The organism is Shimia sp. MMG029 (genome assembly GCF_027947445.1).
GTDB lineage: Bacteria > Pseudomonadota > Alphaproteobacteria > Rhodobacterales > Rhodobacteraceae > Shimia.
Genome location: NZ_JAQJIM010000001.1, coordinates 492,719 through 517,146, shown reverse-complemented (window position 1 = coordinate 517,146; position 24,428 = coordinate 492,719). Strand labels below are relative to the sequence as shown.

The window sequence follows — 24,428 nt, the reverse complement described above, 5'->3', positions numbered from 1 at the left end:
CCTATCTGTTGCGCTGCGCTCGCGCCAAAGCGCGGCTCATTTGCGTTGCAATCTGCCCTCTGGAGCGCTGAAAACTCTCGGCATCCGGGGTTGAAATATTCATCACCACCTGCACCGGGCCGGCTTGCTGCGCGCTGCGCACCCCCAGCTTGCCATCAGGCCCACGTGAAAGCGGCAGGATTGCCTCTGGCCCTGCTTCCCCCATCAACCCACGCCCCCCGCGCATCGGAAAGCTCACAGGTCCACTGACCACGCCCCCATTGGCAAAGGGCATCACCCGGCCCTGCGTGAAGCCAGCACCATCTGCAAACGGCAAGAGTCCCCCCAGAAGGTTTCCCACGCCCCCCGCGAGAACCTCGCCCAGTTGATCCTGAACCGGGCGCACCGCACTGCGATACGCCGCATTCACCATGTTCTGCGCCAAATTGCTCATAACATCCGACAATTTGGCCCCATCAAAAACCAGACCATCAAACGCCCGACGCAGGCCCCGGTTCATGCTCTTTTCCAGCGCCGCAGCATCCTGGCCCGTTGCGTTCAAAGACTGCTGCATCCGTCGCAATGCACCATCAAAGCCAGCGACCATCGCCGCCGCGTCGCCAAGACTGCCCTCAAGCGCTTCTATCTGACCGTCAAAACTGTCAAAATCATCCATCTTCTGCCTCCGCGTTCTTGTCTGGATAGCTGCGCAGCAACGCATTCAGGCCTGCCCGACTGAGAGTACTCTGCGCGGGTCCCGCACCTAGCAAGAGCGCCAGTTCCGCTGGTGTCAGCGCCCAGAATTCTGCCGGTTTCAACTTCAGACCTCCAATCCCGGCACGCATCAAAGCAGGCCAATCAAACCGTGCGTTTTTCACCACGCGTTCCTTCGTCCTCCGGGGCTCCAAAGGCGCCAATCAACAGCTGTGCCGCCACGCGGGCCGCCTCCAGCGGCCCACCCGCAATCTCCACTTGCATCAAATCCCGCGCATCACCGGACCATCCCCCGCCACGCAACCCAGCGACGACAAGGGCCAACACATCACGACTGGCAAATTTCCCGCTCTCAAAACGTGTGATCAGCGCGATCAGCGTGTCATCGCCAAGCTGCGCCTCAAGCTCTGCCAGCGCTCCCAGCGTCAGTTTGAGCACATGGCGTCGCCCATCCAGCGTCAGCGACACCTCGCCGGCATAAGGATTGGCCATATCACGCTGCCGCAAAACTCAGCGCGCCGGCGCTGGCCATCGAGATTTCATAAGTCGCCTCACCGTCATGCGTGCCGGCATACTCAATGGCAGTGATCTGAAACGCACCTTCCACAATGCCAAAATCCGGGATCACAACTTGAAAATCCGGGGTTTCCCCATCAAAGAAAATCTGGCGCGCACGCTCATCCGTGTCTGCGTCTTTAAACACGCCAGAGCCGCTCAACGCCGCCGATTTCACCCCAGCCCCTGCCAGCAACTCCCGCCAGCCGCCCTGACTTTCCAGCGAGGTCACATCCACGCTTTCCGCGTTAAAACTGATCCGCGTCGCACGCAGCCCCGCCACGCTTTCAAACTGACCGCCCCCGGTCAGATCCACTTTGATCAACAGATCTTTGCCGCTCTGTGCACCCATCATCTCTCTCCCAAACCTAGCTCTGATCGTCTTCGATCCGCGCGCGAAAACGCAAATCGATCCGGCGCAAGTTTTTCTGTGTGTCGCGCCGGGCCGTGGCGCGGTCAAAAACCAGAAACACCACCCGCCCGCGCGCCAAGGGGAGCCCATTGCCCACCAACACATCGCTCGCCGCAACCGCCGCAGATTTTGCGCGGGCAAACCCTGTGGCTTCACAAATCACCGAAACAACAAACCGATGCTCAGCGCCCCCGCCATCACTGTCTGATCTGTCCCGCACTGTTTCAGCGCCCAGTGAAACAAAAAGCGCGGGCACCTGCCCTGCAGGCATGGCATCGTAAATCGCACCGTCCACCTGCGCATTCAGCTCAGTGTCAGCCACCAGCGCCTGGTACACCGCCTCCTGAAGGGCCGCTCCCGCTGCATAACTCATTGCGCCACCTCCTCAGTGGCATGGCAAACCAGATATCGGCCCACCCCATCCGCCTCTGTCACCGCCTCAATGGTGAAAATCCTGTCGCCATCTCGAAAACGGCACTCAGGGGTCGGGCGCTGCTCTGATCCGACCGGCGTCGCACGCAGAGTGATCTTGTAACGCGCACTACTGAGCGACATCTCACCGCCATCTCGAGCCCGCCCGCCGCGTGGCTGCACCTCGGCCCAGACCGTTCCCAGCGTTTCCCAGTTACGTGCAAATCCACCTGCCCCATCTGGCGCAGCGAGCGGACGTTCGAGCACCAGTTTGCGCGATAAGGTCACTGCTTTGACAACAGGACTCATTGATCTGCCCCCAGTCCAAGACGCACCGCGCGATAGCGCTCAAGAAGGCTCGTCACCCCAAAGGGCATGCAGCCTTCGCTCAACGTGGTTTCTTGTCGAAACTCATAGTAATGCGCCGCCAAAAGCAGCACTGCCTGACGCAAATCTGCGGGAATCTCCTCCCACGTCGCACCAAATCCCGCCTCAAAGCGCAAGGTGACGCTGCCGTTGGTTGGAATGTTTGGCAGCCCACCAGCTGCGCCGCGCACGCAAGGGCGATGCATATCTTGCACCAACTGATAGGCGCTTGAAGCCACCGTCACAGCCGCACCTTGCGTGTCGGTCAGCGTGACCTCAGAAATGTCGCTTACTGGTGCAACCGGCAACCCCTGCGCCACCCCATCACGCCATCCATATACCGTCCAGCTGAAGCTACGCCGAAACAACGCCTTTCCCGTGCGGGCCTCAACTGCGCTGATCGCGGCCTGCAGAAAGCTCTCCAGAACATCATCCTGCAGACTGTCCTCAGTGAAACCACTCCCAAGCCGCAGGTGGTCTTTGAAAGCGCTCACCGGCAACGCCGAAACTGGCACCGTAGCTTCTTCGATTAACATCATGGAAAAACTCCAAAATTTCGCTTTCCGCAAGAAAGGCGCGCGTCCTCACGTTGTTGCAACGGAGGGGGTCAGCCAGACAACGTGATGCAGTCCGACGCGCGCCCGGGGATCAGAGGATCTTCCTCGATCCCACCCACAAATTACGCGCTTGCGAACCGCAGCAGCTTAATGGCAGCGAAATCACTCACATCTCCGCCAATGCGTTTGGTGGCGTAAAACAGCACATGCGGTTTGGCGCTAAAGGGGTCGCGCAACACCCGCAGATCAGGCCGCTCCGCCACGGTGTAGCCCGCTGCGAAATCGCCAAATGCAATTGCATCTGCGCCGCTCGCAATGTCGGGCATATCTTCGGCAATCAACACCGGATACCCCAGCAGACGCGCTGGCTCGCCCGCCGCCAAACCATCTGACCACAGGAAACGCCCGTCCGCGTCCTTCAGCTTACGCACAGCACCTGCGGTTTTCGAATTCATCACGAAGTTGCCATTGGCGCGATACTGCGCCCCCAGCGCATACACCAGCTCTACAAGCGCGTCCGGGCCATTGAAAGCGCCGTCTGACCCGCTCGCAACATAGCCAATATTGCCCCAGCTCCAACTGGCATTTGCAACCGCAGGATGGGTCAAAATGCCCGTGGGCTTGTCCACGCCATCCCCTGTGATAAAGGCCGCAGCCTCTGCGCGTGTGAACTTGTCGGCAATCCGCGCAGCCAGCCATCCTTCGATGTCAAAGGCGCTGTCATCCAACAACCGCTGTGATGCTTTGGGCAAAGCAGACAACTCATGCAGCGGAATGGCAATACGTTCGATATTTGGCGTGCCGGTCTCAGCAGTGGCACTGGTCTCATCCGCCCAGCCTGCACCCACATCAGAACTGTCAATCAGCACATCATAGGAGCCTGCTTCCACAGTCACCACATTGGCAATCGCGCGAATGCTCGCTGTGCTATTGAGCACCGATTGAATGGTTTCTGCCGTCTGCGGATCCACCAGGTATCCGCCATCGCTGTTCACACTTGCTGACATCGCCTTGCCCTCAAGCTCCAGCCCGCGCAATCCATCATCGTCGCCTGTTCGCAGATAGGCATCGAAGGCCTTCTGGTGAGGGGCGTCAAAATCGGTTGCTGCTGCCAGATGCGGCCGCGCCGCGGAAATGGATTTGCGCTCTAACATGGTCAATCGCTCTTTCTGCTGTTTCAGATCTGCATGAATTTCGGACGTGAACTCTCTGAAGTTAAACACAAATTCCTTCATGACTTTGGTCACACCCTGGATCGAAGGCACATCTTCTCCGACCCGAGACTCACTCTCGGTTTTGCTCATCGCTCTGTTCTCACTTCTGTTGTTCCGCGCGCTCTAGCGCACAGCGATCACCCGGCTGGCTTCTTCAAAGGCCGCCACCATCGCGCGTAAAGCACAGGTGGTGCCCTCATCTTTGGTCGTCAATCGTGCAGACGGCAGCATCGGAAATGTCACCAGCGACACTTCCCAAAGTTCGAGCTCTTGCAAAAGCCTGTGCCCCTTGGATCCTGTCGTTGCCTTCTGCGTGCGATAGCCGATGGACAATCCGTCAATGGCACCTGCTGCGATCAAAGCCGCCGCCTCGCGCCCTTTGGCCACACTTTCAAGCAGACGCCCTTTAACCCAAAGCCCTTTACTGTCTTCGCACACCTCATCCCAGATACCGATGGGCATGCGCGGATCATGCTGCCACAGCATCTTGACCTGCCGTCCGCTGTCCAGAAGCGCCTTCAATGACTTTGCATAGGCACCGCGCTGCACCACATCGCCTCCCTGATCAGATGCACCAAAGAGACTGGCGTATCCGGCAATCACATTGCCCTCCTCTACCGTCAGCCCCTGCCCGACCTGCACGAATTTGGTTTCAAGTTCCGTCTCTTGCTGCATCTGCTTCCCTCTCACGCCTCCGAACCCGCCTCATGGCGACACATTCATCAACGACTGGATGGCCTGCGACAGGATCACACCGACCACGCCATAAACCGTCAGCCACAACCGCCGCTCCAGCCTCTCGATAAGTTGCTCAATCTTGTCCAATCGGCGGTTCAAACTATCAAACTGCAACTTCGCCACCCGTTCATGCGCCTCTAATCTCAGCCCAGGCGCGCACTCAAAGTGCTCAAACCCATAGCGCGGCTCACGCATCTGCACTCCCATCGTCACGCGCCGGCAAACCAAGCATCGCGCGTTTCTCCTTATCGCTTAAGAAATCCGCACCAGCGATGCGTGCCCAATGAGCCTCCCTTTCAGGGGCAAGTGCCGGGACCTGATCCAAATCCAGCTTGAGTTGCACCGCTTCGCTAAAATGCTGCGCCAGCCAACTGCCCACAGCCGCCGCAACCCGGCTGGCCAAGGGCAGCACCGTCAAACGGTAAAACGCCCGATTGGCTTCCTGATAATTTGCATAGGTCGCGTCCCCGGGAATACCCAGCAGCATCGGAGGCACCCCAAAGGCCAGCGCTATTTCACGCGCTGCCGCCTCTTTTGTTTTCTGGAACTCCATATCACTTGGCGAAAACCCCATAGGTTTCCAATCCAGCCCGCCCTCTAGCAGCATGGGACGCCCCGCATTGCGCGCGCCTTGATGATGGCTTTCCATCTCGCTGACCAGTCGATCATATTGATCATTGCTCAAACTGCTCTGCCCGTCGTGGCCCTGATAAACGATTGCACCAGAAGGCCGCGCCGCGTTATCAAGCAAAGCTTTGGACCAGCGCGACGCGCTGTTATGGACATCCAAAGCCGTGGCTGCGGCTTGCATTGGCGACAACCCGTAGTGGTCATCTTGCGGGTGAAACATCTTGATATGACAAATCGGGGAAAGCTCCCCCACGGCAAAGCGGTGTTTGCGCGCCCCCACCGCATATTCATACCCAACCGGCCAGCCATCGCTGCCCGGGACCACACTCATCCGATCAGAGCGCAGCACATGCACCTCCATCGGCAAACCCGCCGCGCTGCTGACAGCTTCAAGATAGCTGTTCCCAGACAACAACAGCTGCCCATAAAGCGCTTCAAACAGCTCCGCATGACCCTGTCCGCCATTGGGGTGTGCCAACAGCGCAAGGACCGGATGTGTTTCAAATCTTTGATCTTTGTCCTGCAGCACCAACGGCAAAGCCGCCGCCGCCTCTGCAATCATGCGCACACAGCGAAACCCAACCGGGTTGCCCGCAAACCCCGTGCGGGTCAGCGACACCGTGTCCCGAGGACTCCAGGCAATGCGACCAGCGCTGTGCCAGGCCACGACCTTCCCCGTTGCGCTCGCCTTTGTCTTTGGCGCCGCAGCGACGCCTGCGCCCTGCTCTGTATCACGCTGAAAGATCTTTCCTAGCATTGTCTGCAGCTCCCACTCATCAAGGCTTTTGCAACTATCTTTGCCCGCAGCGCTCCAGACGCTTTGGACAACTCTAGGTATCTAAAATTTGTCTTAACTTGAGACTTCTCGACCGCACGGTGGATGTTGCGTATGTCACAACTCACGCAGGCGCGGCCGCCGCCAATGCGCAGAGGGTGCGATGATCAGTTCATGCAACGCCCAGACCAGCGCGTCCACGCGATCCGGGCTGCCCTGGCCTACGAACCCCTGTGTGGTCATTTCACACATCTGGTCCTCCAGCGCCTCAAGCCCGGCCATATGCATCACGCGCCCCTGCTCATAGAGCGCCGCCACAGGCTCCGCCCGTGCGACTTTCCCCCGGCTGGCGCGCACCGCTTTATACGGCACAAGCGGATCAATCTGATTGATAACCGACTGCACCAGATCACCGCCCTGATTGACCTCTGCCACCAGACGATCTGCGCCCCAACTCTCCATCGCTGTCAACGCCACCCGCGCCCAGGCATCGGGGCTTGCCGCCCGCACACTGACATCATCCAGCACCCAGGCACGCCAATCCTGCACTTGCCCTTTGGTCTGCGCGCCAACCACGATGATGCCACATTCATCAGAGCCAGCATGACCGCTCACAGGCGGATCCACCGCCACCACAATGCGATCCATTTCAGGCAACGCCTCGCACCGAAGCCCATCCATCTGGCTATGTGTCCACAAGGCACCGTCTGTGTCCTCAAGCAGCTCTCCTGCCAACTCCTGCCGCCCAAGTCGTGTGCCGGCATAGCGCGCTTCCACCTCTCGCAGAAAGCTCTCCGCCAGATAGGCCCGATTGGCCTCGGTAGGCGCAGAGGTCTGCACTGTGCTGTCAGCTTTCAGAAGTGTCTTCAACACACCAACATTGCGCGGTGTGGTTGTCACCACCTGTTGCGGATTGTCCCCCAAGCGCAATGCAAACTGCAGCATATCCCATGTTTCCTGCCCATTGCGCCATTTGGCCAACTCATCCACCCAAGCCGCATCAAACTGCGGCCCCCGCAAACTTTCTGGGTCATGGGCAGAAAACGCCTGCGCAATCGCGCCATTGGGCCACACCAACCTGCGACGCCCGGCCTCCCACACGGGGCGACGATCAGGCGGCGCACAAGCGATCAATCCGCTCTCGCCAAAAATCATCACCTCGCGCACTTGGTCGATGGTTTCCCCCACCAGCGCCACCCGCCGTGCCTGCCCCAAATCCTGCGGCTGCGCCCCTTCCACCATGCTGCGCACCCACTCCGCACCGGCGCGGGTCTTCCCCGCGCCGCGTCCGCCAAGGATCACCCAGGTCTTCCAGTCGCTCTCCGGCGGCAACTGATGTGGCAACGCCCAGAAATCAAACAAAAAAGGGAGCGCCAGAAGCTCCCCCTCACTCAAACTGTCCAGAAACGCCGCCTGCACCTCGGCAGGTTCGGAGGCGATCCAAGCGGCACCGGATCGCAGTTCGTGCCGCATCGAGATCGAGGGGGTTGCTTCGGGCTGCATGGCCCGTTCTTGCATCGCGTTCTTCAAGGTCGGTCTCCATCAAAAGGGCCAGTCGAATGCACTGGCGCAAATGCCCAAAGAGCGCTGCTGTATCGCGAAGTTTGCCCAAATCCTCCGCCCGCAAAGCCGCATGAAGCCGCAGCAGGTCTTGGTTTAAGTCAAACAAAGTTCGCTTCAATACACGCAGCTCTGGGTCCAGCGCGCGCTCATCCGCTGGCGAAAAATGTTGTGTCATCTATGCTCGTTACCTCTATGCGCAGTGATCCCCTCCGCATGTGTCATCCAGATCACCCAAGTCAGCTACGCGCATTGGGCCAATCATCGGTACTCCAGCACCACAAAACGCTAATTCACGTCATGAAATCAGTCAAATTATTTAATATTTACAATAATTTAACGAGGCGAACGCGATGTGTTGCGCGCGACACATCCCCCAGAAACACTCTGTTTCCAGTGCACTGACAAGACACCACATTCCCGCCAGGATCCCCTGATACGCTCTGGAGCAAAGGTATGAAAACTGGAGCGCTGTAGTTGGGGCGGATCGCATGAGCCAATTGAGGAAACGCAAAGCACTGCGACACGCTGCTTGGCTGTTGCCCTTCTCAGCACTATGGCTCCTGGGCACAGTCCAGCAGGGCCCTGCAACCGACGCCGCCAGCACCACATTCCAACACCCGCCAGCGATTGAGATCACAAATCTCGACTGACAGACAAATGTCTCTATCTGCCAAAGAAAAACGCGGCCCCGATTGGAGCCGCGTTTCTGTTTCATCACATCACTGATTGGCGCGTTCTGCTTCAATCTGCCGCCATCTGGCGACGTTCTGATTGTGCTCCGCCAGAGTTGTGGCAAACGCATGCCCCCCAGTGCCATCCGCCACAAAGAAGATATACGGCGTCTCATCAGGATTGGCCGCAGCCTCAAGACTCGCACGCCCCGGATTGGCAATCGGCGTCGGTGGCAGGCCTTCGATCACGTAGGTGTTCCACGGCGTCGCTGCGCGCAACTCGCTCTGGCGCAATCCACGCCCAAGCACGCCAACGCCTTCGGTCACGCCATAGATCACCGTCGGGTCTGTCTGCAAACGCATGCCCCGATCCAGACGGTTGGCAAACACGCTGGCCACCTGACGGCGCTCTTCAGCAACCCCGGTTTCCTTCTCAATGATCGACGCAAGGATCAAAAGCTCCTCCGCGCTGTTGAGCGGCACATCATCCGCACGGCTTTCCCACGCAGCCGCCAAAAGCACTTCCTGCGCGTTCTGCATCCGCGTGATCACGCTTTCGCGGGTGTCGCCCACACGGACCTCATAGCTGTCTGGCGCAAGGCTACCTTCTTCAGGGCGCGCGATTTCACCGGTCAGCAAGTCGATGTTTTTGAGCGAATCCATCACCTGCCAACTGGTCACACCTTCGGCCACGGCAATGCGATAGCGCGTGTCTGCTTCCGCCCGCACACGGTCAAAGGCGGCAGGGGCTTCCTCTTCTGCCGGGTTGAAAGACGCAACTTCCACAAAGCTGCCTGTCGCCGGATCCAGCTCACGCACTTGCACGAGTTTGCGGGTCACACCCACACGATACACCACTTCGGTGCCGCAGGTGCTCGCGCCGCCACGGGTCACGATATCGACAATCTCTTCCATCGACGCGCCTGCAGGCACAAGGAAAGCACCAGCTTTCAGCTGATCCGCCTTGTCGGCATAATCGGCACCGATGCGAAACAGCATGCCATTTGCAATCGCACCACGGTTTTCGAGATCTTGAGAAACACGGCTCATATTTGAGCCACTCTGCACGCGCAGACACACAGGCTCCGAAAGCGGGCCCTCCGCACGATATGTCGACTGTCCAAAGAGAATGACGCCGCCCAAAAGGAACAGCGCCACAATCAGCAACGTCAGCGCGTTAGACGCGACGGCTCGCCACATTAGTCAACCTTTCCGAAGATCACCGATGCGTTCGTGCCACCAAAGCCAAAGCTGTTGGACAGCGCAACATTGATCTCACGCTCACGTTTTGCATTTGGCGCAAGGTCAACCGGGGTTTCTACGGCCTGCGTGTCCAAGTTGATGGTGGGCGGAGCCACCTGATCGCGGATCGCAAGGATCGAGAAGATCGCCTCAATCGCACCTGCAGCCCCCAGCAAGTGGCCCGTCATCGACTTGGTCGAAGACATGGTCACTTTGCTCGCATGCTCGCCCATCAAGCGCTCAACCGCGCCGAGTTCGATGGTGTCGGCCATAGTGGAGGTGCCATGTGCGTTGATGTAGTCTAGGTCTTTCGGTTCAAGTCCGGCTTTTTTCAGCGCCGCACGCATGGAGCGTTCACCGCCTTCACCTGTCTCCGATGGTGCGGTGATGTGGTATGCGTCACCAGACAGGCCGTAGCCCAGCACTTCGGCATAAATCTTCGCACCGCGCGCTTTGGCGTGCTCATATTCTTCCAGCACCACGATGCCAGCACCTTCGCCCATAACGAACCCATCACGGTCTGCGTCATAAGGGCGCGACGCTTTCTTGGGATCGTCAGTGTATTTGGTGGACAGCGCCTTACAGGCGTTAAAGCCCGCAATGCCAATCTCACAGATCGCCGCTTCCGCGCCACCTGCAACCATCACATCTGCGTCGTCAGAAGCAATCAGACGCGCCGCATCACCAATCGCATGTGCGCCAGTAGAGCAGGCAGTCACAACCGCGTGGTTGGGGCCTTTAAATCCGTACTGGATGCTGACCTGACCAGAGATCAGGTTGATCAATGCGCCGGGAATGAAGAACGGCGACACACGACGTGGGCCCTTTTCGTTCAGCAGCAGCGTGGTCTGCTCAATCGACTGCAAACCACCGATGCCGGAGCCGATCATAACACCTGTCCGCTCAAGCGATTCCGTGTCTTCTGGTTTCCAGCCGGAATCCTCAACCGCCATTTGTGACGCAGCAAGGCCATAAAGGATGAAGTCATCCACTTTACGGCGCTCTTTTGGGGCCATCCAATCATCGGGATTGAAGGTGCCATCGCTGCCGTCGCCATAAGGCACTTCGCAAGCGTATTTGGTGGTCACACGCTCAGGATCAAAACGGGTGATGGTGCCTGCACCAGACTGTCCGTCCAGAATACGGGTCCAGCTTTCTTCCACCCCGGAAGCCAACGGAGTGACCAAACCGAGACCGGTGACTACTACTCGACGCATTATATTGCTCTCCTAGCCTTTGGCAATTTGCCCATCCAAATAGCTTGGATTGCCCTTGGCGTGCAAGAGCGCGTGCGCTGGCTTTTGCTGATATCGCGTCATTAGGCACTTTGCGCCGGCCGCAAGGGGCCGAATTACACTGCTCTTGAGACCACAGAGAGAAGGAAGGAAGCGGTCGGGCAGCGCAATCCGTGAAAACGCAAAGTGCTCAAAGACAGAGCCAGAAGTTACAGGAACTCCGCCACGGCCTCTGGTTCCGGCTTGGCCACGTCCAGGGCCTCTTGCACAGTCAGCGACTTGCGGAACAACGCGCGCCCAATCAGAACCCCTTGAATGTTCGGATCATATTTCAGACGCGCAATATCGTCGCCCCCACGCACCACGCCGCTTGCGGTCACCGGCCAGCGGCTTTGTTCTGCGATCCCGGAGATCAGACTAAGCTGCGCCTCAACGTCGCTCATGTCGCTGTCAATATCGGTCACAACGATGCCGGCAAACGGCGCCTCTGAGAAGGCATTCACATAGGCAATCGGATCAAAGGCCCCCGCCTTGCGCCAGCCTTCGGTCATCACCTGCCCCTGCCAGACATCTACCGCTAGCACGATCTGATCCGGATAGGCATGCGCCAGCTCAATCGCCGTGTTGGGATCATAGGCTGCTAACGTGCCCAGCACGATCCGCCCCGCGCCTTTCTCGATCCAGTGCTCCACCTGCTCACGGGAGCGCATACCACCGCCCAATTGCACCGGCAGCCCCGCCCCGCGGATAATCTCTTCAACCAGCTCGGCGTTTTGATCGCTTCCCTGAACCGCGTTGAAATCTGTCAAATGCATCCATTCTGCGCCAGATGCGGCAAACCCTTTGGCTGTTTCCACTGGGTCCACATGCCAGATCTGCGGGCTGTCCAGATCGCCCTTGTCCAACGTCACACAGCGACCGTCCAGAAGTTCCATTGTGGGATAAATCATCATTGCGGAAATCTCCTCCAGCAAGCTTTATAAAGTCAGCTTAACACTCAAAGATCACCGCAAGGCATAAAAAACGCCGCGCAAACTTGCAGACACGACAGCAAAACGGCGCCTCCCTGAGGGGAAGCGCCGTTTCACGATAGTTATCTCAGATAGCTTAGGAAGCTTCGGAGATGAATTTGACCGCGTCGCCGAAGGTCTGGATGGTTTCGGCTGCGTCGTCCGGGATCTCGATACCGAACTCTTCTTCAAAAGCCATCACCAGTTCCACGGTGTCGAGGCTGTCTGCGCCCAGATCGTCGATGAAGGACGCTGCTTCAACAACTTTGTCCTCTTCCACACCCAGGTGCTCTACAACGATCTTTTTCACGCGGTCTGCGACGTCGCTCATGTCAATTCCTCATTCGTGTTGGGCATGTTGGCCCGTTTGAATTCCCACCACTTTGGATGGGTCTGATTTGTGCCCCAACCGGGACGGTTCTGGTCCGGTGGTCCCGGAAGGTCTCCGTCCGCCCCCGAAAATTTGGTGGCACCCGGAAAATACTCGCCGCCTATAGCACATCCGTTTCACAACGCAAACGCTTTCCCCAGCGACAGCTGCGGCCCGCTAACACAGGCCGCGCGCGATCACAACATGGCCATGCCACCGTTCACATGCAAGGTGGTACCGGTCACATAACCTGCTTCCGGGCTTGCCAAATACAGCACTGCCGCTGCGATTTCTTCAGATGTCCCCATCCGGGCCGCCGGGATCTGCGCGTTGATTTTGTCTTTCTGCTCATCGTTGAGCTTTTCAGTCATGGCCGTGCCAATGAAACCCGGTGCTACCGCGTTCGCCGTGATTCCACGACTCGCCACTTCATAAGCGATGGATTTGGTCAGCCCAACCAGCCCCGCCTTGGAGGCCGCATAGTTCGCCTGTCCCGGGTTGCCAGTGGCCCCCACAATCGAGCTGATGTTGATGATCCGGCCCCAACGCGCTTTCATCATCGGGCGCATCACGCCACGGCACAGCCGCATTGCGCTGGTCAGGTTCACATCAATCACGCTCTGCCACTCTTCATCCGACATCCGCATGAAGATCTGGTCGCGGGTGATACCGGCATTGTTCACCAGAATATCAACGCTGCCCATGGCTTCGATCGCCTGTTTTGGCAGGGCATCCACCGCCTCTGCATCACTCAGGTTGCACGGCAGCACATGCGCACGTTCTCCCAGCTCAGCCGCCAATGCCTCAAGTGGATCCACACGGGTGCCAGACAGGCCCACTGTCGCGCCCGCTTCATGCAGCGCTTTGGCAATCGCGCCACCAATGCCACCAGAGGCCCCCGTCACCAGAGCGGTTTTTCCAGTCAGATCAAACATACTTCTGTCTCTCTCAGTTTTTCACCACAGGCTTGGTCAACAGCCCGTATTCGGCAATATCTGCCGGTGTCATGATATAAGTGTCTTCCACTGGCGCCGCCTCAAGCGTGAACCAGTAAAAGTCGGCACTCCCCAACATGCGCTCGGTATAGCGCACATACGCTGTGTGCACAGGGTCATCTTTCGGGAAATCTGCCCCAGCGCGGTTGCCTTCTCCCCAGCTATGCACACCAACAATGGCGCCCTCTTCCATGCTGCGCGCAACGCCCGCAAGGAACAGATCCGTGCCCCCAGAATGCACCTCACTATCAGCCGTCAGATGGGTGTTCAGCCCCAGATCCCGCACGCGGTTGCCAAGTTGGAGATTGGTCTCATCATCCACCGATCCAGGCACCTCTAACAGCACCAGCCGTTTGGTGTCAGGGTGCGCCGCCATCGCCGCCTCAAACGAAGACAGGCTGTACTGGTTTAGCGTCCCCGAAACCATCAGATCCGTGCCGGAAGGCTCAAACGAAATGCTGTCATAGGAATTGAGGTAGGCGACCTGCAAACCGGTGCAGCCCGCCACAAAGGCAACGCCAAGCGTTGCCACCCCCGCCAGAAAGCGCCGTCTCACGCGAGGCTTTCCACAGCTGCGCGCACATCCTCAGGTGTGCCCACAGCCCGCACACCATTGGCGCGGTCGATCTTGCGGATCATCCCGGAAAGCGCTTTGCCAGCGCCAATTTCCCAGAACTCGGTCACACCGCTTGTGGTCATGGCCACCACCGATTCGCGCCACCGCACGGATCCAGTGACTTGTTCAACCAGCAACTTGCGGATCTCATCCGGGTCCGTCACAGCCGCAGCGCGCACATTGGCGATCACCGGCACCTTCGGCGCTTTGATCTCTACATTTGCCAGCGCTTCCGCCATCACATCCGCAGCAGGCTGCATCAAGGCACAATGGAAAGGCGCACTCACCGGCAGCATCACAGCGCGACGTGCACCCTTTTCCTTAGCAATCTCAGCAGCACGTTCGACCGCCGCCTTGGCACCGGACACAACCACCTGCGTCGGATCATTGTCATTGGCAGCCTGACAGACTTCGCCTTGTGCTGCGGCCTCAGCCACGTCCTGCACCGCTGCAAAGTCCAGACCAAGGATCGCCGCCATCGCGCCTTCCCCAACAGGCACAGCCGCCTGCATTGCTTCGCCGCGTGTACGCAGCAAACGCGCGGTATCACCAACACTGATCGCGCCCGCTGCAGCCAGAGCCGAGTATTCCCCAAGGCTGTGACCCGCCACACAGGACGCACGCGCAACCGTGACACCTTCGACATCGAGCGCTTTCATTGCGGCCAAGGAAGTGGCCATCAACGCAGGCTGCGCGTTCTGTGTCAGCGTCAGAGTTTCCTGATCGCCTTCCCAGATGAGCTTGCTCAGGTTTTCGCCAAGCGCTTCATCCACCTCGTTGAAAATAGCTTGCGCCTCGGGGTAGGCATCGGCCAGCGCCTTGCCCATCCCAATGGTCTGGGCCCCTTGGCCCGGAAATACAAATGCACGGCTCATTATGGCTCTCCTTGCAGTCTTTGAACCGGCATACCCCGCAGGGCGCGACGACGCAACGTCATTAGGACTTTAGACACATCTGCAGCCTCCGCCGCCGCCCATGCGCACCACCGCACCTCACATGTGCATGAGCGCCGGTTGCCTACAAGCAAGGCACAGGTCACTCTAAGGGCAAGACACACAAGAGGTTATTTATGTCGCGCTCCAACACCGCCACCCGCTATGGCAGCGTCGCCAAGACATTTCACTGGCTGACCGCCCTTCTGATTCTCACAGCACTCCTACTGGGCTTTGTGGCCTACCGCGCCCCCTATGAGGACAGCGCACAGCTTGCCTTCAAGGCGACGTTGTTTTCCCTGCACAAAACCATTGGCCTCACCGCCTTTCTGGTCGCGGTGCTGCGCATTCTCTGGGCCTTCACCCAGCCACGTCCCAAATTGCTCAATGGCGACCACCGTCTAGAGGCACTTGCCGCAGAAACCGCCCACTGGGTGCTCTATGGCGCGATGGTGCTGGTGCCTCTCACAGGCTGGATGCACCACGCCGCCACCACGGGCTTTGCCCCGATCTGGTGGCCCTTTGGGCAGTCGCTTTTCTTTATCCCCAAAGACCCCACGCTCGCTGAAACCCTCGGCACGTTGCACTACGTCTTCATGCTTCTGCTGGTGCTCTCCCTGCTCGCCCACATAGGCGGCGCCCTGAAACACGCGATTGTGGACAAAGACAAAACCCTGCAACGCATGCTGCCAGGTCGCCCAGACCTGCCAGAAGCGCCAGCCAAACAACCCGGCCACGCCCTGCCCTTCTTGGGCGCCGTGACCGTCTGGGCTGCTGCGCTCTACATTGGCGCGTTTTCGGGAATTTTTGCCCCCAGTCATGCCGCAGAGCCTGTGGCCGAATTGGCCGAGGTCAGCTCTGAATGGCAGGTGCAATCCGGGACTTTGGGGATCGCGGTGCAACAATTTGGTAGCGAAGTTTCAGGCGAATTTGCCGATTGGACTGCAGAGATCGCCTTTGATGAAACCGCAACGGATGGCAAACATGGCACCGTGACTGTGACCATCGCCATCGGTTCTCTCACCCTTGGGTCGGTCACCGATCAGGCCCTCGGCGCGGACTACCTGAACGCCAGTGCCAACCCAACCGCCACGTTCACCGCCGATCTGCTGGCCGCCGAAACCGGCTACATCGCCGAAGGCACGCTGGCGCTCAACGGCAACGAAGTGGCAACCTCCCTGCCCTTTGAGCTGACACTGGAAGGCGACAGCGCCGAAATGACCGGCGCACTGGAGCTCGACCGCCGCAGCTTCCATGTGGGCGACACAATGACAGATGAAAGCTCATTGGGTTTTGGCGTCGCAGTCCGTGTCAATCTCACCGCCACGCGCGGCGAATGACGCGCAAAATCCTTGAGGGCGTCGCCCTTGAAACCTGAAGCGCGCGCTGGCTGCCGTCTGGCAGGAGGCAAAGCCGACCAGCCCCCGACCCTCCCCAAGGGAGGGGGCTTCACCCCCACCCAGGGTCGCGGGCTGGTCTATGTGACCCGTTTCAACCGTTGCAAGCGTGTTGGCCCGATTTGTTGGACCGTGATCGACAGCCTGCAACAGGCCCCGCTCCGTAAGCCACCCAACACCACCCGCAACAAAAAAGGCCGCCCTACTGGGCGACCCTTCCGTGAGTGATTGGTTTTAGGCCCTCATATTCGGACCTCATGCTTACTCGGCTTTCATCGCCTCAACAGAAATCTGCACTTCCACTTCGTCGCTGACGAATGGCGCGAAGTTGCCAACATCATAGTCGGTGCGCTTCAGCGTGGTGGTCGCGTTGAAACCCGCCCATGGCTTTTTCGCCATTGGGTGTTCGCTGGCCGCGTTCAGCTGCGCGTCCAACACAACAGACTTGGTGACACCGTTCAGGGTCAGATCGCCAGTGATCAGCGCTGTGTTGTCACCGGTCACTTCGATACCAGTTGAGGAAAAGCTCACCAGCTCATCATCCGCTGCGTCAAAGAAATCGCCGCTCATGAAGTGCGCATCGCGCTTTTCCCAGCCGGTGAACATCGATTTCACAGGCATGGTAACAGTCACCGAGCTCGCCGCTGGGTCTTCTTGGTCAAACATGATCTCGCCCTCAAAGCCAGAGAACATGCCCCAGGTGGTGGAGTAGCCAAGGTGATTATAGGAGAACAGGATCTGGCTGTGGGACGCGTCCAGAACATATTTCTCAGGCGCAGCAACAGCGGAGGTTGCGGTGACAGCAGCCAATGCAAGGCCGGCAGCAAAAAGGGTGCGTTTCATGGGGTCTCTCCAAAAAGGATCAATAACGATGTGATACTAGCAATGTGCTGAGACATCCCCCAATCGCAATTCTACGTAAACCCACAACCATTGTGCTTTTGTGAACATTTCTGTGAGCACAAACACCTTTGGCCGCCCAAACGGCGGCCATTCCCAATAAAATAAGGCCTTTGCGACCTCGGCGATTTTCAGCCTAAAGCGGCAGAGTCGTATGTCCACGCAACTGGGCGATCACATCCAACCGTGCGTGCTGACCATCCAAAGGCAACGCCACAATCTCAGAACCGACCGCGTCAAGAACAGTCAACCGAGTGTCACTCACATCCACACGACCGATATCTTCATAGTTGATTGACCGCACAACATGCTGTCGCGCGCGTGGCAGCCCCTCAAAAACCAACAGCTGGCGATTGCGCTGATCAAAATGCATTTCCTGCCGCGGTTTTTGTGTCGCAATCTGTGTCAAACCGACCCCGGCCGTCACCAAAAGCAACGAGAGCCCCATCTTGGAAAGCAAAATCATTGCGGTCAGATCAAGCCCGGGCACCAACCAAATACCGATGCCCGCCCAGATAAACGCACATCCAAAAACCCCCGCACAGGCTCTTACAGAAAGCGATGGGCGCTTGCCCTCCACCATCGCCACGCGAGAGCGTGCCTCATTTGCGATTTGCGTCATCGCCATCATTGTCCCGGTCTCCTATGCGCCGCTGGGGCTGCAGGTTTTGCGGTTGTCCCGCCATTGCGCTAAACTTCAACGTGAATTCAGGCGAGAATGGGGCGGATTGACGAAAACCCTGTGCTTTCGGCAACGCCCTGCTCGCGGTCAATAAATCTTGGCCAAACGCAGATTTTCACCCCTTGCTTCCGTGGCGAATTCGGCTATACAGCGCCATCCTTTCGCAAAAGCTTGAACCGCGCAGTCTCTCGTGGGTGGGGTGCGAAAGGCTAAGATGCCCCGCTCTTTGAAATGCGCCTGTAAAATGAATGGAGAGCACATGCCGCTTTATGAGCATGTTTTCATCTCGCGCCAGGACCTGTCCAACGCGCAAGCAGAAAGCCTCGTTGAACACTTCGGTACAGTTCTGTCTGACAACGGTGGTTCCGTTGTTGAGAGCGAGTACTGGGGCGTGAAAACCATGGCCTACAAAATCAACAAGAACCGCAAAGGCCACTACGCCTTCCTGAAAACCGACGCGCCTTCCGCAGCGGTTCAGGAAATGGAACGCCTGATGCGCTTGCATGATGACGTGATGCGCGTTCTGACCATCAAGGTTGACGAGCACGCTGAAGGTCCTTCGGTTCAGATGCAGAAACGTGACGAGCGTGGCGACCGCCGCGAGCGCCGCTCCTAATCACCTTAAGAGAGGACATTAAGTTATGGCTGCAAAACCATTTTTCCGCCGTCGCAAAGTCTGCCCTTTCTCGGGTGAAAATGCGCCGAAAATCGACTACAAAGACACCAAGCTGCTGCAGCGCTACATCTCTGAGCGCGGCAAAATCGTGCCTTCGCGCATCACAGCCGTGTCCGCCAAGAAACAGCGTGAGCTGGCCCGTGCAATCAAACGCGCGCGCTTCCTTGCACTGCTTCCATACGCCGTGAAGTAAGGAGAACCTGACATGCAAGTTATCCTTCTGGAACGTGTGGCCAAGCTGGGCCAAATGGGCGAAGTTGTGGACGTGAAGCCGGGCTATGCTCGTAACTTCCTGCTGCCACAGGGCAAGGCGCTGACCGCGTCCAAAGCCAACATCGCATCTTTCGAAGCGCAGAAAGCTCAGCTGGAAGCGCGCAACCTGGAAACCAAGAAAGAAGCAGAAGCACTGGGCGAGAAGCTCGATGGCGAACAGTTCATCGTGATTCGTTCCGCGTCCGATGCTGGTGCGCTCTACGGCTCCGTCACCCCACGTGACGCAGCAGAAGCAGCCACCGAAGCAGGCTTCTCTCTGGACAAGAAACAGGTTGCTCTGGCCGCTCCGATCAAAGAGCTGGGTCTGCACGCGGTTCACGTGAACCTGCACCCTGAAGTTCAGATCACCATCAACCTGAACGTTGCCCGTTCTGAGGAAGAAGCGGAGCTGCAAGCTTCCGGTAAATCCATTCAGGAACTGGCAGCCGAAGCAGAAGCAGAAGCAGAATTCGAAATCGCCGAACTGTTCGACGATATCGGTGCTGCAGCCTCTGACGACGATGACATGGGTGCTGACGCACCATCCGAGGAAGCACCTGCCGAAGAGCAGTAAACGCTTTACCCGCGAAGAATTCGCGAGAGCCGCGTCCGGGTGCACCTGGGCGCGGCTTTTTTCTGGCAAACCACCGTTGTTTATAGCATTTTCCTCAAAAAGAGGCTGACATGGAAAATGTAATCAGTGGTCGCAGCTTCGTATCGCGGCGCGCAAAGATCGAAGCACCGATCCGGACAGAACGGTTTTCTCATATCGCTGAAGACTGCGCGATCGGCCGTATGAGCTATCTGTCTGAAAACGCCGTTTTGGCACGTGGCTCCACGTTGGGGCGCTTCTGTTCGGTGGCGCGTTTTGTCGAGATTGGCGCAATTGAACATCCAACCGATTTTCTCAGCACCCATCCCTTCCAATACTCCCAACACCACTTCAAAGGGCAAGCCGAATGGGACAACATTCAGCGCGTCCCCTTTAACGCACCGTCCGGCGCGACCGTGGGTCACGATGTCTGGATTGGCACACACGCCACCATTTTACGCGGTGTCACCGTAGGTCATGGTGCCATCATCGCTGCTGGCGCCGTCGTCTCCAAAGATGTGCCAGCCTATGCAATCGTGGGCGGTGTCCCGGCAAAAATCATAAGATACCGATTTGATCCGAAAACCATCCAGCGCCTGCTCTCTGTGGCATGGTGGAATCGGCCCCTGAAGGATCTGTCCGGCATCACATTTGATGACATCCACAAAGCACTGGACCAACTCGAAGCGCTTCCCGAACCCACACCAAAACAGACCCCATTTCAGGCATGACGCAGCAAAGCAGCCTGCGCAAAGGACAGCCGACCAACAGAGCAACGCGCCTTTGCTCTTGCCTTTATCCCACTCGACGTCATGCTCACCTTATTGAATTTAGGAGCCCCTTATGTCGCTAACATCACGTCGAAAATTCTTCTTGATGGCGCTTTCAACCTCTGTTGTGGCGGCCTGCTCTGGAAATGAGGCGGTTTCGGAACCCGAATTTGATCCTCCGCTCTATCCAAACGAAACACCGGAATTGCGTGCGCTGATCAACCAATATGCCGATTTCTACGAAGTACCGCGTGATCTTGTGCAACGGGTCGTCATTCGCGAAAGCACGCATCGCCCCTGGGCCACCAACGGGCCCAACATCGGCCTGATGCAAATCCAACTGCCCACAGCGCGCGGCATGGGCTACACGGGAGACCGTCAGGGGCTTCTGGATGCAGAAACCAATCTCACCTATGCGGTCAAATACCTGCGCGGTGCCTATCTGGTGGCAGGCGGCAATTATGACAGATCTGTCTTTCTATACGCAAAAGGCTACTATCCCGAGGCCAAACGTGCAGGATTGTTGAAAGAAACCGGGTTGGCCCCCTGACGCATCTTGGCACCAGCCTCAGCGCACTCTATCCTGTGCCTCATTGCTTTCTCTAATTTGAGGCCACATCGTGAGCACCGAAACCGCAGTCGCCCCCCATCCGTTGGCGCCGCACCATCTTCCAAGCTTCATCTCTGACGCGACAGGCTATGACCCGATGCTGACCAACGTCGGTATCTTTGCCATTGTCATGGTCTTTTTGTTGCTGACCTTTTTCTTGCATCTGCATTCTCTGCCAGAGAAGCTCGCCCATGAGCTTGGCACGAACCAGTTGCAAATTGTTGGGGTCCTGGCGCTCATCGCCTTGTTTACCCACAACAATCTTTATTGGGTGGCTGCCCTGCTTCTGGCGTTGATCCAGTTCCCGGACTATCAGACACCGCTGCAGCGCATCGCCGACACACTCGAAAAGATACGCGAACAACCGGCGCGCAAGCCCGCTCCACCAGATCCTTTTCCAGTCCCCGATCCACATACAGAATATCTCAAAGTGTCCGATGTCGCCGAAAGCGCAGACGCGATCCCGGAAAAGAAGGCATAACCGATGCTCGAATTCATCTGCTGCTCCATGCTCACGATCCTGCCGGATTTCCTGTTTCGTCGCTTTGCACAAGGCAAACGCCTCGGCAAAGAGATCAATCTCTTTTCGATGTGGTATGAGCTGCGCTACGGTCTCAGCTCCTGCTTCATCCTCACTGTCAGCCTGATCACGCTGATCTTCTACTTCCACCCTTCAACAAGCAATGCGACCTCCTTTTTCCGCACCGTCACGATCCTGCCTGAAATCAGCGGCCGCGTGACAGAGGTCTTTGTCAAAAACAATCAGGACGTGAAAGAAGGCGATCTGATCTTCAAACTGGATGACAGCCGTCAGCGCGCCGCCGTCGCAACGGCCCGTGCCGGAGTGGTAGAGGTCGATGCAGCGGCCCTGATCGCCCAGGACGATGTGCGTGTGTCACAAGCCAACTTTGACGCTGCCGAAGCCGCCTTTGAGCAGACCAAAGATGAGTTTGAACGCAAGAACACGCTTTATCAGCAAAACTCTCCCGCCGTTACCGAGCGCGAAGTGGAGCGCCTAGAGAACCTGATCCAAGAACGTCTCGCCGCGATGGATGCAGCCCATTCTGCGCTTGAATCCGCCAAACACCGTTTGGACATTCAGATCCCAGCCCAGAAGGACAGCGCCATGGCCGCACTTACGCAGGCAGAGGTGGAACTCGCCAAGATGGAGATCTTCGCCGGGCAAGCGGGCCGCATCGAACAATTCGATCTGCGCCCCGGGGACTACATCAACCCGATCCTGCGCCCAGCAGGCATTCTTGTCCCCTCTGACACCGGGCGCGCGCGGTTTCAAGCCGGTTTCAATCAGCTGACCGCGCAGGTCCTGCACCCCGGCATGATGGCGGAAATGTCTTGCGCCACAGCGCCGATGCGGGTGACCCCCATGGTGATTGTTGATGTGCAGGATGTCATCCCATCAGGTCAGGTCCGCCCGTCAGACACCCTGCGTGACCCGCAGAACTTGCAGGCCCCAGGCACAGTCATTGCCTTTCTGGAGCCCCTCTGGGAAGGCGGGATCGACCATCTGCCCCCCGGCAGCCAATGCGAGGTCAATGCCTACACCAACAACCACGAGCGCCTGCAAGATCCTGACATAGGCACTGCCGAATTTGTCGCGCTGCATGTGATTGACACGGTCGGTTATGCCCACGCTCTGATCCTGCGGTTCCGTGCCATTCTGATGCCGTTCAGAGTGCTTGTTTTCGCAGGCCATCATTGATCGGCAGCACAGCCCCTAAATAAAACATACCAAGCCCCGGCCCCACGCCGGGGCTTCTCTTTTTGGGGCTATCATGTCTCCACCAAACCGCAATGTCGCAAACCGCAAACGAATGGGCGCTCAACTAGGCGCTGTTAGGTGGTAAAATTTGCTGTCTTCGCCAAACCACTGAACTTTGCCTTTGTGCGGCAAACACCTATTCTGAAACCAACAGACCATCAGGCAAACCCGTGGTAGAAGGACTGAAAAACATGCCAGCATCCCAACAGCATGCCCCAGCCCTGCCCCCACACTGGGATCTCTCGGAGCCACGCCCATGACATCGCGAAATTTCATCCCAAAGGGTGCTGCCACCTTTGGTCTCGACTATGACGGGCCTGCGAAAGACATCAATTTTCTCTTGCTCCCCAAGCTGACCATGCTGGCTTTCAGCGCTGCGGTGGAACCGCTGCGCATCGCCAATCAGGTGACCAACAGAGAACTCTATAAATGGTATCTGATCTCAGAAGACGGTCAGCCAGTGACGTGCTCAAACGGTGTCAACATCACGCCAGATTTTGCCTTGCAAAACCTCTCACGTGCCGCCCGTCTGTTTGTCTGTGCGGGCATTGAGCCCGCTGCGAGCGCGTCTCCCAAAGTGGTGTCGTGGATCAGCCGGCAAAAGGCGTTTGGCTGCAAACTCGGTGGTATTTGCACAGGCGCCTTTGCCTTGGCCAAAGCGGGTGTTCTGACGGACAAAACATTCACGCTGCATTGGGAAAATCACCCCGCCTTTGTGGAGCATTTCAACGACCTGCACCCCTCTGCAAACCTCTATGAAATCGACGGAGACCTCATGACCTGTGGCGGCGGAAGCGCCGCAACGGATATGATGCTGGATATGATCGAGTCTGATTTTGGTACCGATCTTGCAGTCATCGTGTCAGACATGTGCATCCACTTTCGCTCCAACAACCGAAAGCGACTGCAAAAATCTGCCTTCTCTGTCGCCCTGGGCAGCCGCAACCAGTTCCTCATAAATGCCATCCAGATCATGCATGAAAACCTCGAGGACCCACTCGAAATCACTGAAATCGCGCGCGCGATAGCGGTCTCGCGCCGCCAGCTCGAACGGCTGTTTCAGAAGTATGTCGAAACTTCACCCGTACAATTTTACATCAAACTCCGGGTCCAGCGTGCCTATGCCCTGCTCAGCGAGACGGAAATGTCAGTTGCCGATATTGCCGCCGCGACCGGTTTTGGCAGCGCCAGCCAACTCACGTCGCGCTTTAAAAAGCTCTACGGCGCCTCTCCGACCTCTTTCCGGCGTGGGTGGTCTGAAAAACACGACATGATCTGAGTGTCACAACGATCCTGAACTATTCGCCAAAGTTCCCGCCAAGTGCCTGAGGGGCCATCCGGATCAGTCGACTGTCTTCAACCGCCGCCTGCCGATGCACAACAGCCGCACGATACTCGGCATATGTGTGCATAGAGGCAAACGCCTGTACACTTGGATACTCTGCGATAAAGCACAGATCCCACATTTTCTCTGGCCCAATAAGCATCTGCTCCATGCCGCCACGCCAGATAATTTTGCCACCCAACTTGGCAAAGGTGGCCGCACTCTCCCGCCCATATGCGGCATAGGCTTCAGCACCAGTCGCCTGTCGCCCATCCTCATAAACCGCCTCTGCGCGCAATTTTATGAGGTTCAGCATGTGCACAGGCCCGTCACGATCATTGGCTTTAAAAGCCTCATATCCGGCCTTGTCAAATGTGGTGTAGCCCATGTGTCTCTCTCCCATTGTCTGAAACCAAAGAGAACAGACCCGCAAGAAACAAAGCAAGCCCAATGACGCCGC

The 24,428-nt window shown here is 57.8% G+C and carries 31 protein-coding genes; 9 read left to right on the top strand and 22 right to left on the bottom strand.

The window, feature by feature from the left end; translation table 11 throughout:
- Position 1: 1 nt before the first annotated feature.
- The 19 genes from PJL69_RS02550 to fabD form a co-directional block, all read right to left on the bottom strand.
- Complete coding sequence (locus PJL69_RS02550; RefSeq protein ID WP_271308250.1) at positions 2 to 655, bottom strand: phage tail tape measure protein; 654 nt, start codon at positions 653 to 655, stop codon at positions 2 to 4.
- Positions 648 to 857, bottom strand: a complete 210-nt coding sequence (locus PJL69_RS02545) for a rcc01693 family protein (protein ID WP_441347447.1) — start codon at positions 855 to 857, stop codon at positions 648 to 650. Before PJL69_RS02545 ends, PJL69_RS02550 begins: the two co-directional genes overlap by 8 nt.
- The gene (locus PJL69_RS02540; RefSeq protein ID WP_271308249.1) at positions 838 to 1,185 is read right to left on the bottom strand and encodes a gene transfer agent family protein; all 348 of its coding nucleotides are present in this window, start codon (positions 1,183 to 1,185) and stop codon (positions 838 to 840) included. Before PJL69_RS02540 ends, PJL69_RS02545 begins: the two co-directional genes overlap by 20 nt.
- A gap of 1 nt (position 1,186) precedes the next feature.
- A complete protein-coding gene (locus tag PJL69_RS02535; RefSeq protein WP_271308248.1) occupies positions 1,187 to 1,600 on the bottom strand; it encodes a phage major tail protein, TP901-1 family in 414 nt (137 codons plus the stop codon).
- A gap of 16 nt (positions 1,601 to 1,616) precedes the next feature.
- Positions 1,617 to 2,033, bottom strand: a complete 417-nt coding sequence (locus tag PJL69_RS02530; protein WP_271308247.1) for a DUF3168 domain-containing protein — start codon at positions 2,031 to 2,033, stop codon at positions 1,617 to 1,619.
- Positions 2,030 to 2,380, bottom strand: coding sequence for a head-tail adaptor protein (locus tag PJL69_RS02525; protein ID WP_271308246.1), 351 nt, complete (start codon positions 2,378 to 2,380; stop codon positions 2,030 to 2,032). Before PJL69_RS02525 ends, PJL69_RS02530 begins: the two co-directional genes overlap by 4 nt.
- On the bottom strand, positions 2,377 to 2,976 hold the full coding sequence (locus tag PJL69_RS02520; RefSeq protein WP_271308245.1) for a head-tail connector protein: 600 nt from the start codon (positions 2,974 to 2,976) through the stop codon (positions 2,377 to 2,379). Before PJL69_RS02520 ends, PJL69_RS02525 begins: the two co-directional genes overlap by 4 nt.
- 140 nt (positions 2,977 to 3,116) lie before the next feature.
- Positions 3,117 to 4,229: a phage major capsid protein gene (locus PJL69_RS02515; RefSeq protein WP_441347456.1), complete on the bottom strand. Its 1,113-nt coding sequence runs from the start codon at positions 4,227 to 4,229 to the stop codon at positions 3,117 to 3,119.
- Positions 4,230 to 4,331: 102 nt separating this feature from the next.
- The gene (locus tag PJL69_RS02510) at positions 4,332 to 4,883 is read right to left on the bottom strand and encodes an HK97 family phage prohead protease (protein WP_271308243.1); all 552 of its coding nucleotides are present in this window, start codon (positions 4,881 to 4,883) and stop codon (positions 4,332 to 4,334) included.
- 30 nt (positions 4,884 to 4,913) lie between these two features.
- Positions 4,914 to 5,141, bottom strand: a complete 228-nt coding sequence (locus tag PJL69_RS02505) for a GTA head formation protein, RCAP_rcc01685 family (RefSeq protein WP_209095432.1) — start codon at positions 5,139 to 5,141, stop codon at positions 4,914 to 4,916.
- Positions 5,134 to 6,333, bottom strand: coding sequence for a phage portal protein (locus PJL69_RS02500; RefSeq protein ID WP_271308242.1), 1,200 nt, complete (start codon positions 6,331 to 6,333; stop codon positions 5,134 to 5,136). Before PJL69_RS02500 ends, PJL69_RS02505 begins: the two co-directional genes overlap by 8 nt.
- Before the next feature lie 135 nt (positions 6,334 to 6,468).
- Complete coding sequence (locus PJL69_RS02495) at positions 6,469 to 7,824, bottom strand: DNA-packaging protein (RefSeq protein WP_271308964.1); 1,356 nt, start codon at positions 7,822 to 7,824, stop codon at positions 6,469 to 6,471.
- An 809-nt stretch (positions 7,825 to 8,633) separates the two neighbouring features.
- Positions 8,634 to 9,785, bottom strand: coding sequence for an endolytic transglycosylase MltG (gene mltG, locus PJL69_RS02490; RefSeq protein ID WP_271308241.1), 1,152 nt, complete (start codon positions 9,783 to 9,785; stop codon positions 8,634 to 8,636).
- Positions 9,785 to 11,044 carry a beta-ketoacyl-ACP synthase II gene (gene fabF, locus PJL69_RS02485; RefSeq protein WP_209095429.1) on the bottom strand — a complete coding sequence of 420 codons (1,260 nt, stop codon included), beginning with the start codon at positions 11,042 to 11,044 and terminating at the stop codon, positions 9,785 to 9,787. The genes mltG and fabF overlap by 1 nt, the downstream gene beginning before the upstream one ends.
- A 227-nt stretch (positions 11,045 to 11,271) precedes the next feature.
- Positions 11,272 to 12,015: a 1-(5-phosphoribosyl)-5-[(5-phosphoribosylamino)methylideneamino] imidazole-4-carboxamide isomerase gene (locus tag PJL69_RS02480; RefSeq protein ID WP_271308240.1), complete on the bottom strand. Its 744-nt coding sequence runs from the start codon at positions 12,013 to 12,015 to the stop codon at positions 11,272 to 11,274.
- 154 nt (positions 12,016 to 12,169) lie between these two features.
- Positions 12,170 to 12,403: an acyl carrier protein gene (locus PJL69_RS02475; RefSeq protein WP_058240599.1), complete on the bottom strand. Its 234-nt coding sequence runs from the start codon at positions 12,401 to 12,403 to the stop codon at positions 12,170 to 12,172.
- A gap of 236 nt (positions 12,404 to 12,639) precedes the next feature.
- Positions 12,640 to 13,377 carry a 3-oxoacyl-[acyl-carrier-protein] reductase gene (fabG, locus tag PJL69_RS02470; RefSeq protein WP_271308239.1) on the bottom strand — a complete coding sequence of 246 codons (738 nt, stop codon included), beginning with the start codon at positions 13,375 to 13,377 and terminating at the stop codon, positions 12,640 to 12,642.
- A gap of 13 nt (positions 13,378 to 13,390) precedes the next feature.
- Positions 13,391 to 13,993: an alpha/beta hydrolase gene (locus tag PJL69_RS02465; protein WP_271308238.1), complete on the bottom strand. Its 603-nt coding sequence runs from the start codon at positions 13,991 to 13,993 to the stop codon at positions 13,391 to 13,393.
- Positions 13,990 to 14,928, bottom strand: a complete 939-nt coding sequence (gene fabD, locus PJL69_RS02460) for an ACP S-malonyltransferase (RefSeq protein ID WP_271308237.1) — start codon at positions 14,926 to 14,928, stop codon at positions 13,990 to 13,992. Before fabD ends, PJL69_RS02465 begins: the two co-directional genes overlap by 4 nt.
- 194 nt (positions 14,929 to 15,122) lie before the next feature.
- On the opposite strand from fabD, the gene PJL69_RS02455 reads away from it, so the two are divergent.
- Entirely contained in the window at positions 15,123 to 16,325 is a 1,203-nt protein-coding gene (locus tag PJL69_RS02455; protein ID WP_271308236.1) for a cytochrome b/b6 domain-containing protein, read from the top strand.
- 318 nt (positions 16,326 to 16,643) lie between these two features.
- Here the strand turns inward: PJL69_RS02455 and PJL69_RS02450 are convergent, their stop codons facing one another.
- Both PJL69_RS02450 and PJL69_RS02445 read right to left on the bottom strand, forming a co-directional pair.
- On the bottom strand, positions 16,644 to 17,225 hold the full coding sequence (locus PJL69_RS02450) for a YceI family protein (protein ID WP_209095422.1): 582 nt from the start codon (positions 17,223 to 17,225) through the stop codon (positions 16,644 to 16,646).
- 193 nt (positions 17,226 to 17,418) lie between these two features.
- Positions 17,419 to 17,913 carry a hypothetical protein gene (locus PJL69_RS02445; RefSeq protein ID WP_271308235.1) on the bottom strand — a complete coding sequence of 165 codons (495 nt, stop codon included), beginning with the start codon at positions 17,911 to 17,913 and terminating at the stop codon, positions 17,419 to 17,421.
- A 310-nt stretch (positions 17,914 to 18,223) separates the two neighbouring features.
- On the opposite strand from PJL69_RS02445, the gene rpsF reads away from it, so the two are divergent.
- From rpsF to PJL69_RS02405, 8 genes are all read left to right on the top strand, one after another.
- Positions 18,224 to 18,580, top strand: a complete 357-nt coding sequence (gene rpsF / locus PJL69_RS02440) for a 30S ribosomal protein S6 (protein WP_271308234.1) — start codon at positions 18,224 to 18,226, stop codon at positions 18,578 to 18,580.
- Positions 18,581 to 18,605: 25 nt separating this feature from the next.
- Entirely contained in the window at positions 18,606 to 18,833 is a 228-nt protein-coding gene (gene rpsR / locus PJL69_RS02435) for a 30S ribosomal protein S18 (protein ID WP_009805008.1), read from the top strand.
- A 12-nt stretch (positions 18,834 to 18,845) separates the two neighbouring features.
- Complete coding sequence (gene rplI / locus PJL69_RS02430) at positions 18,846 to 19,466, top strand: 50S ribosomal protein L9 (protein ID WP_209095417.1); 621 nt, start codon at positions 18,846 to 18,848, stop codon at positions 19,464 to 19,466.
- A gap of 110 nt (positions 19,467 to 19,576) precedes the next feature.
- Positions 19,577 to 20,215: a CatB-related O-acetyltransferase gene (locus PJL69_RS02425; protein ID WP_271308233.1), complete on the top strand. Its 639-nt coding sequence runs from the start codon at positions 19,577 to 19,579 to the stop codon at positions 20,213 to 20,215.
- Positions 20,216 to 20,327: 112 nt separating this feature from the next.
- On the top strand, positions 20,328 to 20,804 hold the full coding sequence (locus tag PJL69_RS02420; RefSeq protein WP_271308232.1) for a lytic transglycosylase domain-containing protein: 477 nt from the start codon (positions 20,328 to 20,330) through the stop codon (positions 20,802 to 20,804).
- 157 nt (positions 20,805 to 20,961) lie between these two features.
- Positions 20,962 to 21,345: a hypothetical protein gene (locus PJL69_RS02415; protein ID WP_271308231.1), complete on the top strand. Its 384-nt coding sequence runs from the start codon at positions 20,962 to 20,964 to the stop codon at positions 21,343 to 21,345.
- Positions 21,346 to 21,348: 3 nt separating this feature from the next.
- Entirely contained in the window at positions 21,349 to 22,584 is a 1,236-nt protein-coding gene (locus PJL69_RS02410; RefSeq protein WP_271308230.1) for an HlyD family secretion protein, read from the top strand.
- Positions 22,585 to 22,900: 316 nt separating this feature from the next.
- Positions 22,901 to 23,923 (top strand): GlxA family transcriptional regulator, encoded by a 1,023-nt coding sequence (locus PJL69_RS02405; protein WP_271308229.1) that lies wholly within the window; start codon positions 22,901 to 22,903, stop codon positions 23,921 to 23,923.
- Between the two features lie 19 nt (positions 23,924 to 23,942).
- On the opposite strand, the gene PJL69_RS02400 is transcribed toward PJL69_RS02405, so the two are convergent.
- On the bottom strand, positions 23,943 to 24,356 hold the full coding sequence (locus PJL69_RS02400) for a DUF1330 domain-containing protein (protein WP_271308228.1): 414 nt from the start codon (positions 24,354 to 24,356) through the stop codon (positions 23,943 to 23,945).
- Between the last annotated feature and the right edge of the window lie 72 nt (positions 24,357 to 24,428).

Bases quoted from the DNA above. Each gene is read 5' to 3' on its own strand.
- fabG (WP_271308239.1), bottom strand. From the start codon at position 13,377: ATGTTTGATCTGACTGGAAAAACCGCTCTGGTGACGGGGGCCTCTGGT.
- rplI (WP_209095417.1), top strand. From the start codon at position 18,846: ATGCAAGTTATCCTTCTGGAACGTGTGGCCAAGCTGGGCCAAATGGGC.
- PJL69_RS02420 (WP_271308232.1), top strand. From the start codon at position 20,328: ATGTCGCTAACATCACGTCGAAAATTCTTCTTGATGGCGCTTTCAACC.
- PJL69_RS02515 (WP_441347456.1), bottom strand. From the start codon at position 4,229: ATGAAGGAATTTGTGTTTAACTTCAGAGAGTTCACGTCCGAAATTCAT.
- PJL69_RS02520 (WP_271308245.1), bottom strand. From the start codon at position 2,976: ATGATGTTAATCGAAGAAGCTACGGTGCCAGTTTCGGCGTTGCCGGTG.
- PJL69_RS02475 (WP_058240599.1), bottom strand. From the start codon at position 12,403: ATGAGCGACGTCGCAGACCGCGTGAAAAAGATCGTTGTAGAGCACCTG.
- PJL69_RS02410 (WP_271308230.1), top strand. From the start codon at position 21,349: ATGCTCGAATTCATCTGCTGCTCCATGCTCACGATCCTGCCGGATTTC.
- PJL69_RS02480 (WP_271308240.1), bottom strand. From the start codon at position 12,015: ATGATGATTTATCCCACAATGGAACTTCTGGACGGTCGCTGTGTGACG.
- PJL69_RS02550 (WP_271308250.1), bottom strand. From the start codon at position 655: ATGGATGATTTTGACAGTTTTGACGGTCAGATAGAAGCGCTTGAGGGC.
- PJL69_RS02510 (WP_271308243.1), bottom strand. From the start codon at position 4,883: ATGCAGCAAGAGACGGAACTTGAAACCAAATTCGTGCAGGTCGGGCAG.
- PJL69_RS02525 (WP_271308246.1), bottom strand. From the start codon at position 2,380: ATGAGTCCTGTTGTCAAAGCAGTGACCTTATCGCGCAAACTGGTGCTC.
- PJL69_RS02500 (WP_271308242.1), bottom strand. From the start codon at position 6,333: ATGCTAGGAAAGATCTTTCAGCGTGATACAGAGCAGGGCGCAGGCGTC.
- fabD (WP_271308237.1), bottom strand. From the start codon at position 14,928: ATGAGCCGTGCATTTGTATTTCCGGGCCAAGGGGCCCAGACCATTGGG.
- PJL69_RS02530 (WP_271308247.1), bottom strand. From the start codon at position 2,033: ATGAGTTATGCAGCGGGAGCGGCCCTTCAGGAGGCGGTGTACCAGGCG.
- rpsF (WP_271308234.1), top strand. From the start codon at position 18,224: ATGCCGCTTTATGAGCATGTTTTCATCTCGCGCCAGGACCTGTCCAAC.
- PJL69_RS02415 (WP_271308231.1), top strand. From the start codon at position 20,962: ATGCTGACCAACGTCGGTATCTTTGCCATTGTCATGGTCTTTTTGTTG.
- fabF (WP_209095429.1), bottom strand. From the start codon at position 11,044: ATGCGTCGAGTAGTAGTCACCGGTCTCGGTTTGGTCACTCCGTTGGCT.
- PJL69_RS02540 (WP_271308249.1), bottom strand. From the start codon at position 1,185: ATGGCCAATCCTTATGCCGGCGAGGTGTCGCTGACGCTGGATGGGCGA.
- PJL69_RS02535 (WP_271308248.1), bottom strand. From the start codon at position 1,600: ATGGGTGCACAGAGCGGCAAAGATCTGTTGATCAAAGTGGATCTGACC.
- PJL69_RS02505 (WP_209095432.1), bottom strand. From the start codon at position 5,141: ATGCGTGAGCCGCGCTATGGGTTTGAGCACTTTGAGTGCGCGCCTGGG.
- PJL69_RS02400 (WP_271308228.1), bottom strand. From the start codon at position 24,356: ATGGGCTACACCACATTTGACAAGGCCGGATATGAGGCTTTTAAAGCC.
- PJL69_RS02445 (WP_271308235.1), bottom strand. From the start codon at position 17,913: ATGATGGCGATGACGCAAATCGCAAATGAGGCACGCTCTCGCGTGGCG.
- PJL69_RS02450 (WP_209095422.1), bottom strand. From the start codon at position 17,225: ATGAAACGCACCCTTTTTGCTGCCGGCCTTGCATTGGCTGCTGTCACC.
- PJL69_RS02455 (WP_271308236.1), top strand. From the start codon at position 15,123: ATGTCGCGCTCCAACACCGCCACCCGCTATGGCAGCGTCGCCAAGACA.
- rpsR (WP_009805008.1), top strand. From the start codon at position 18,606: ATGGCTGCAAAACCATTTTTCCGCCGTCGCAAAGTCTGCCCTTTCTCG.
- PJL69_RS02425 (WP_271308233.1), top strand. From the start codon at position 19,577: ATGGAAAATGTAATCAGTGGTCGCAGCTTCGTATCGCGGCGCGCAAAG.
- PJL69_RS02495 (WP_271308964.1), bottom strand. From the start codon at position 7,824: ATGCGGCACGAACTGCGATCCGGTGCCGCTTGGATCGCCTCCGAACCT.
- mltG (WP_271308241.1), bottom strand. From the start codon at position 9,785: ATGTGGCGAGCCGTCGCGTCTAACGCGCTGACGTTGCTGATTGTGGCG.
- PJL69_RS02405 (WP_271308229.1), top strand. From the start codon at position 22,901: ATGACATCGCGAAATTTCATCCCAAAGGGTGCTGCCACCTTTGGTCTC.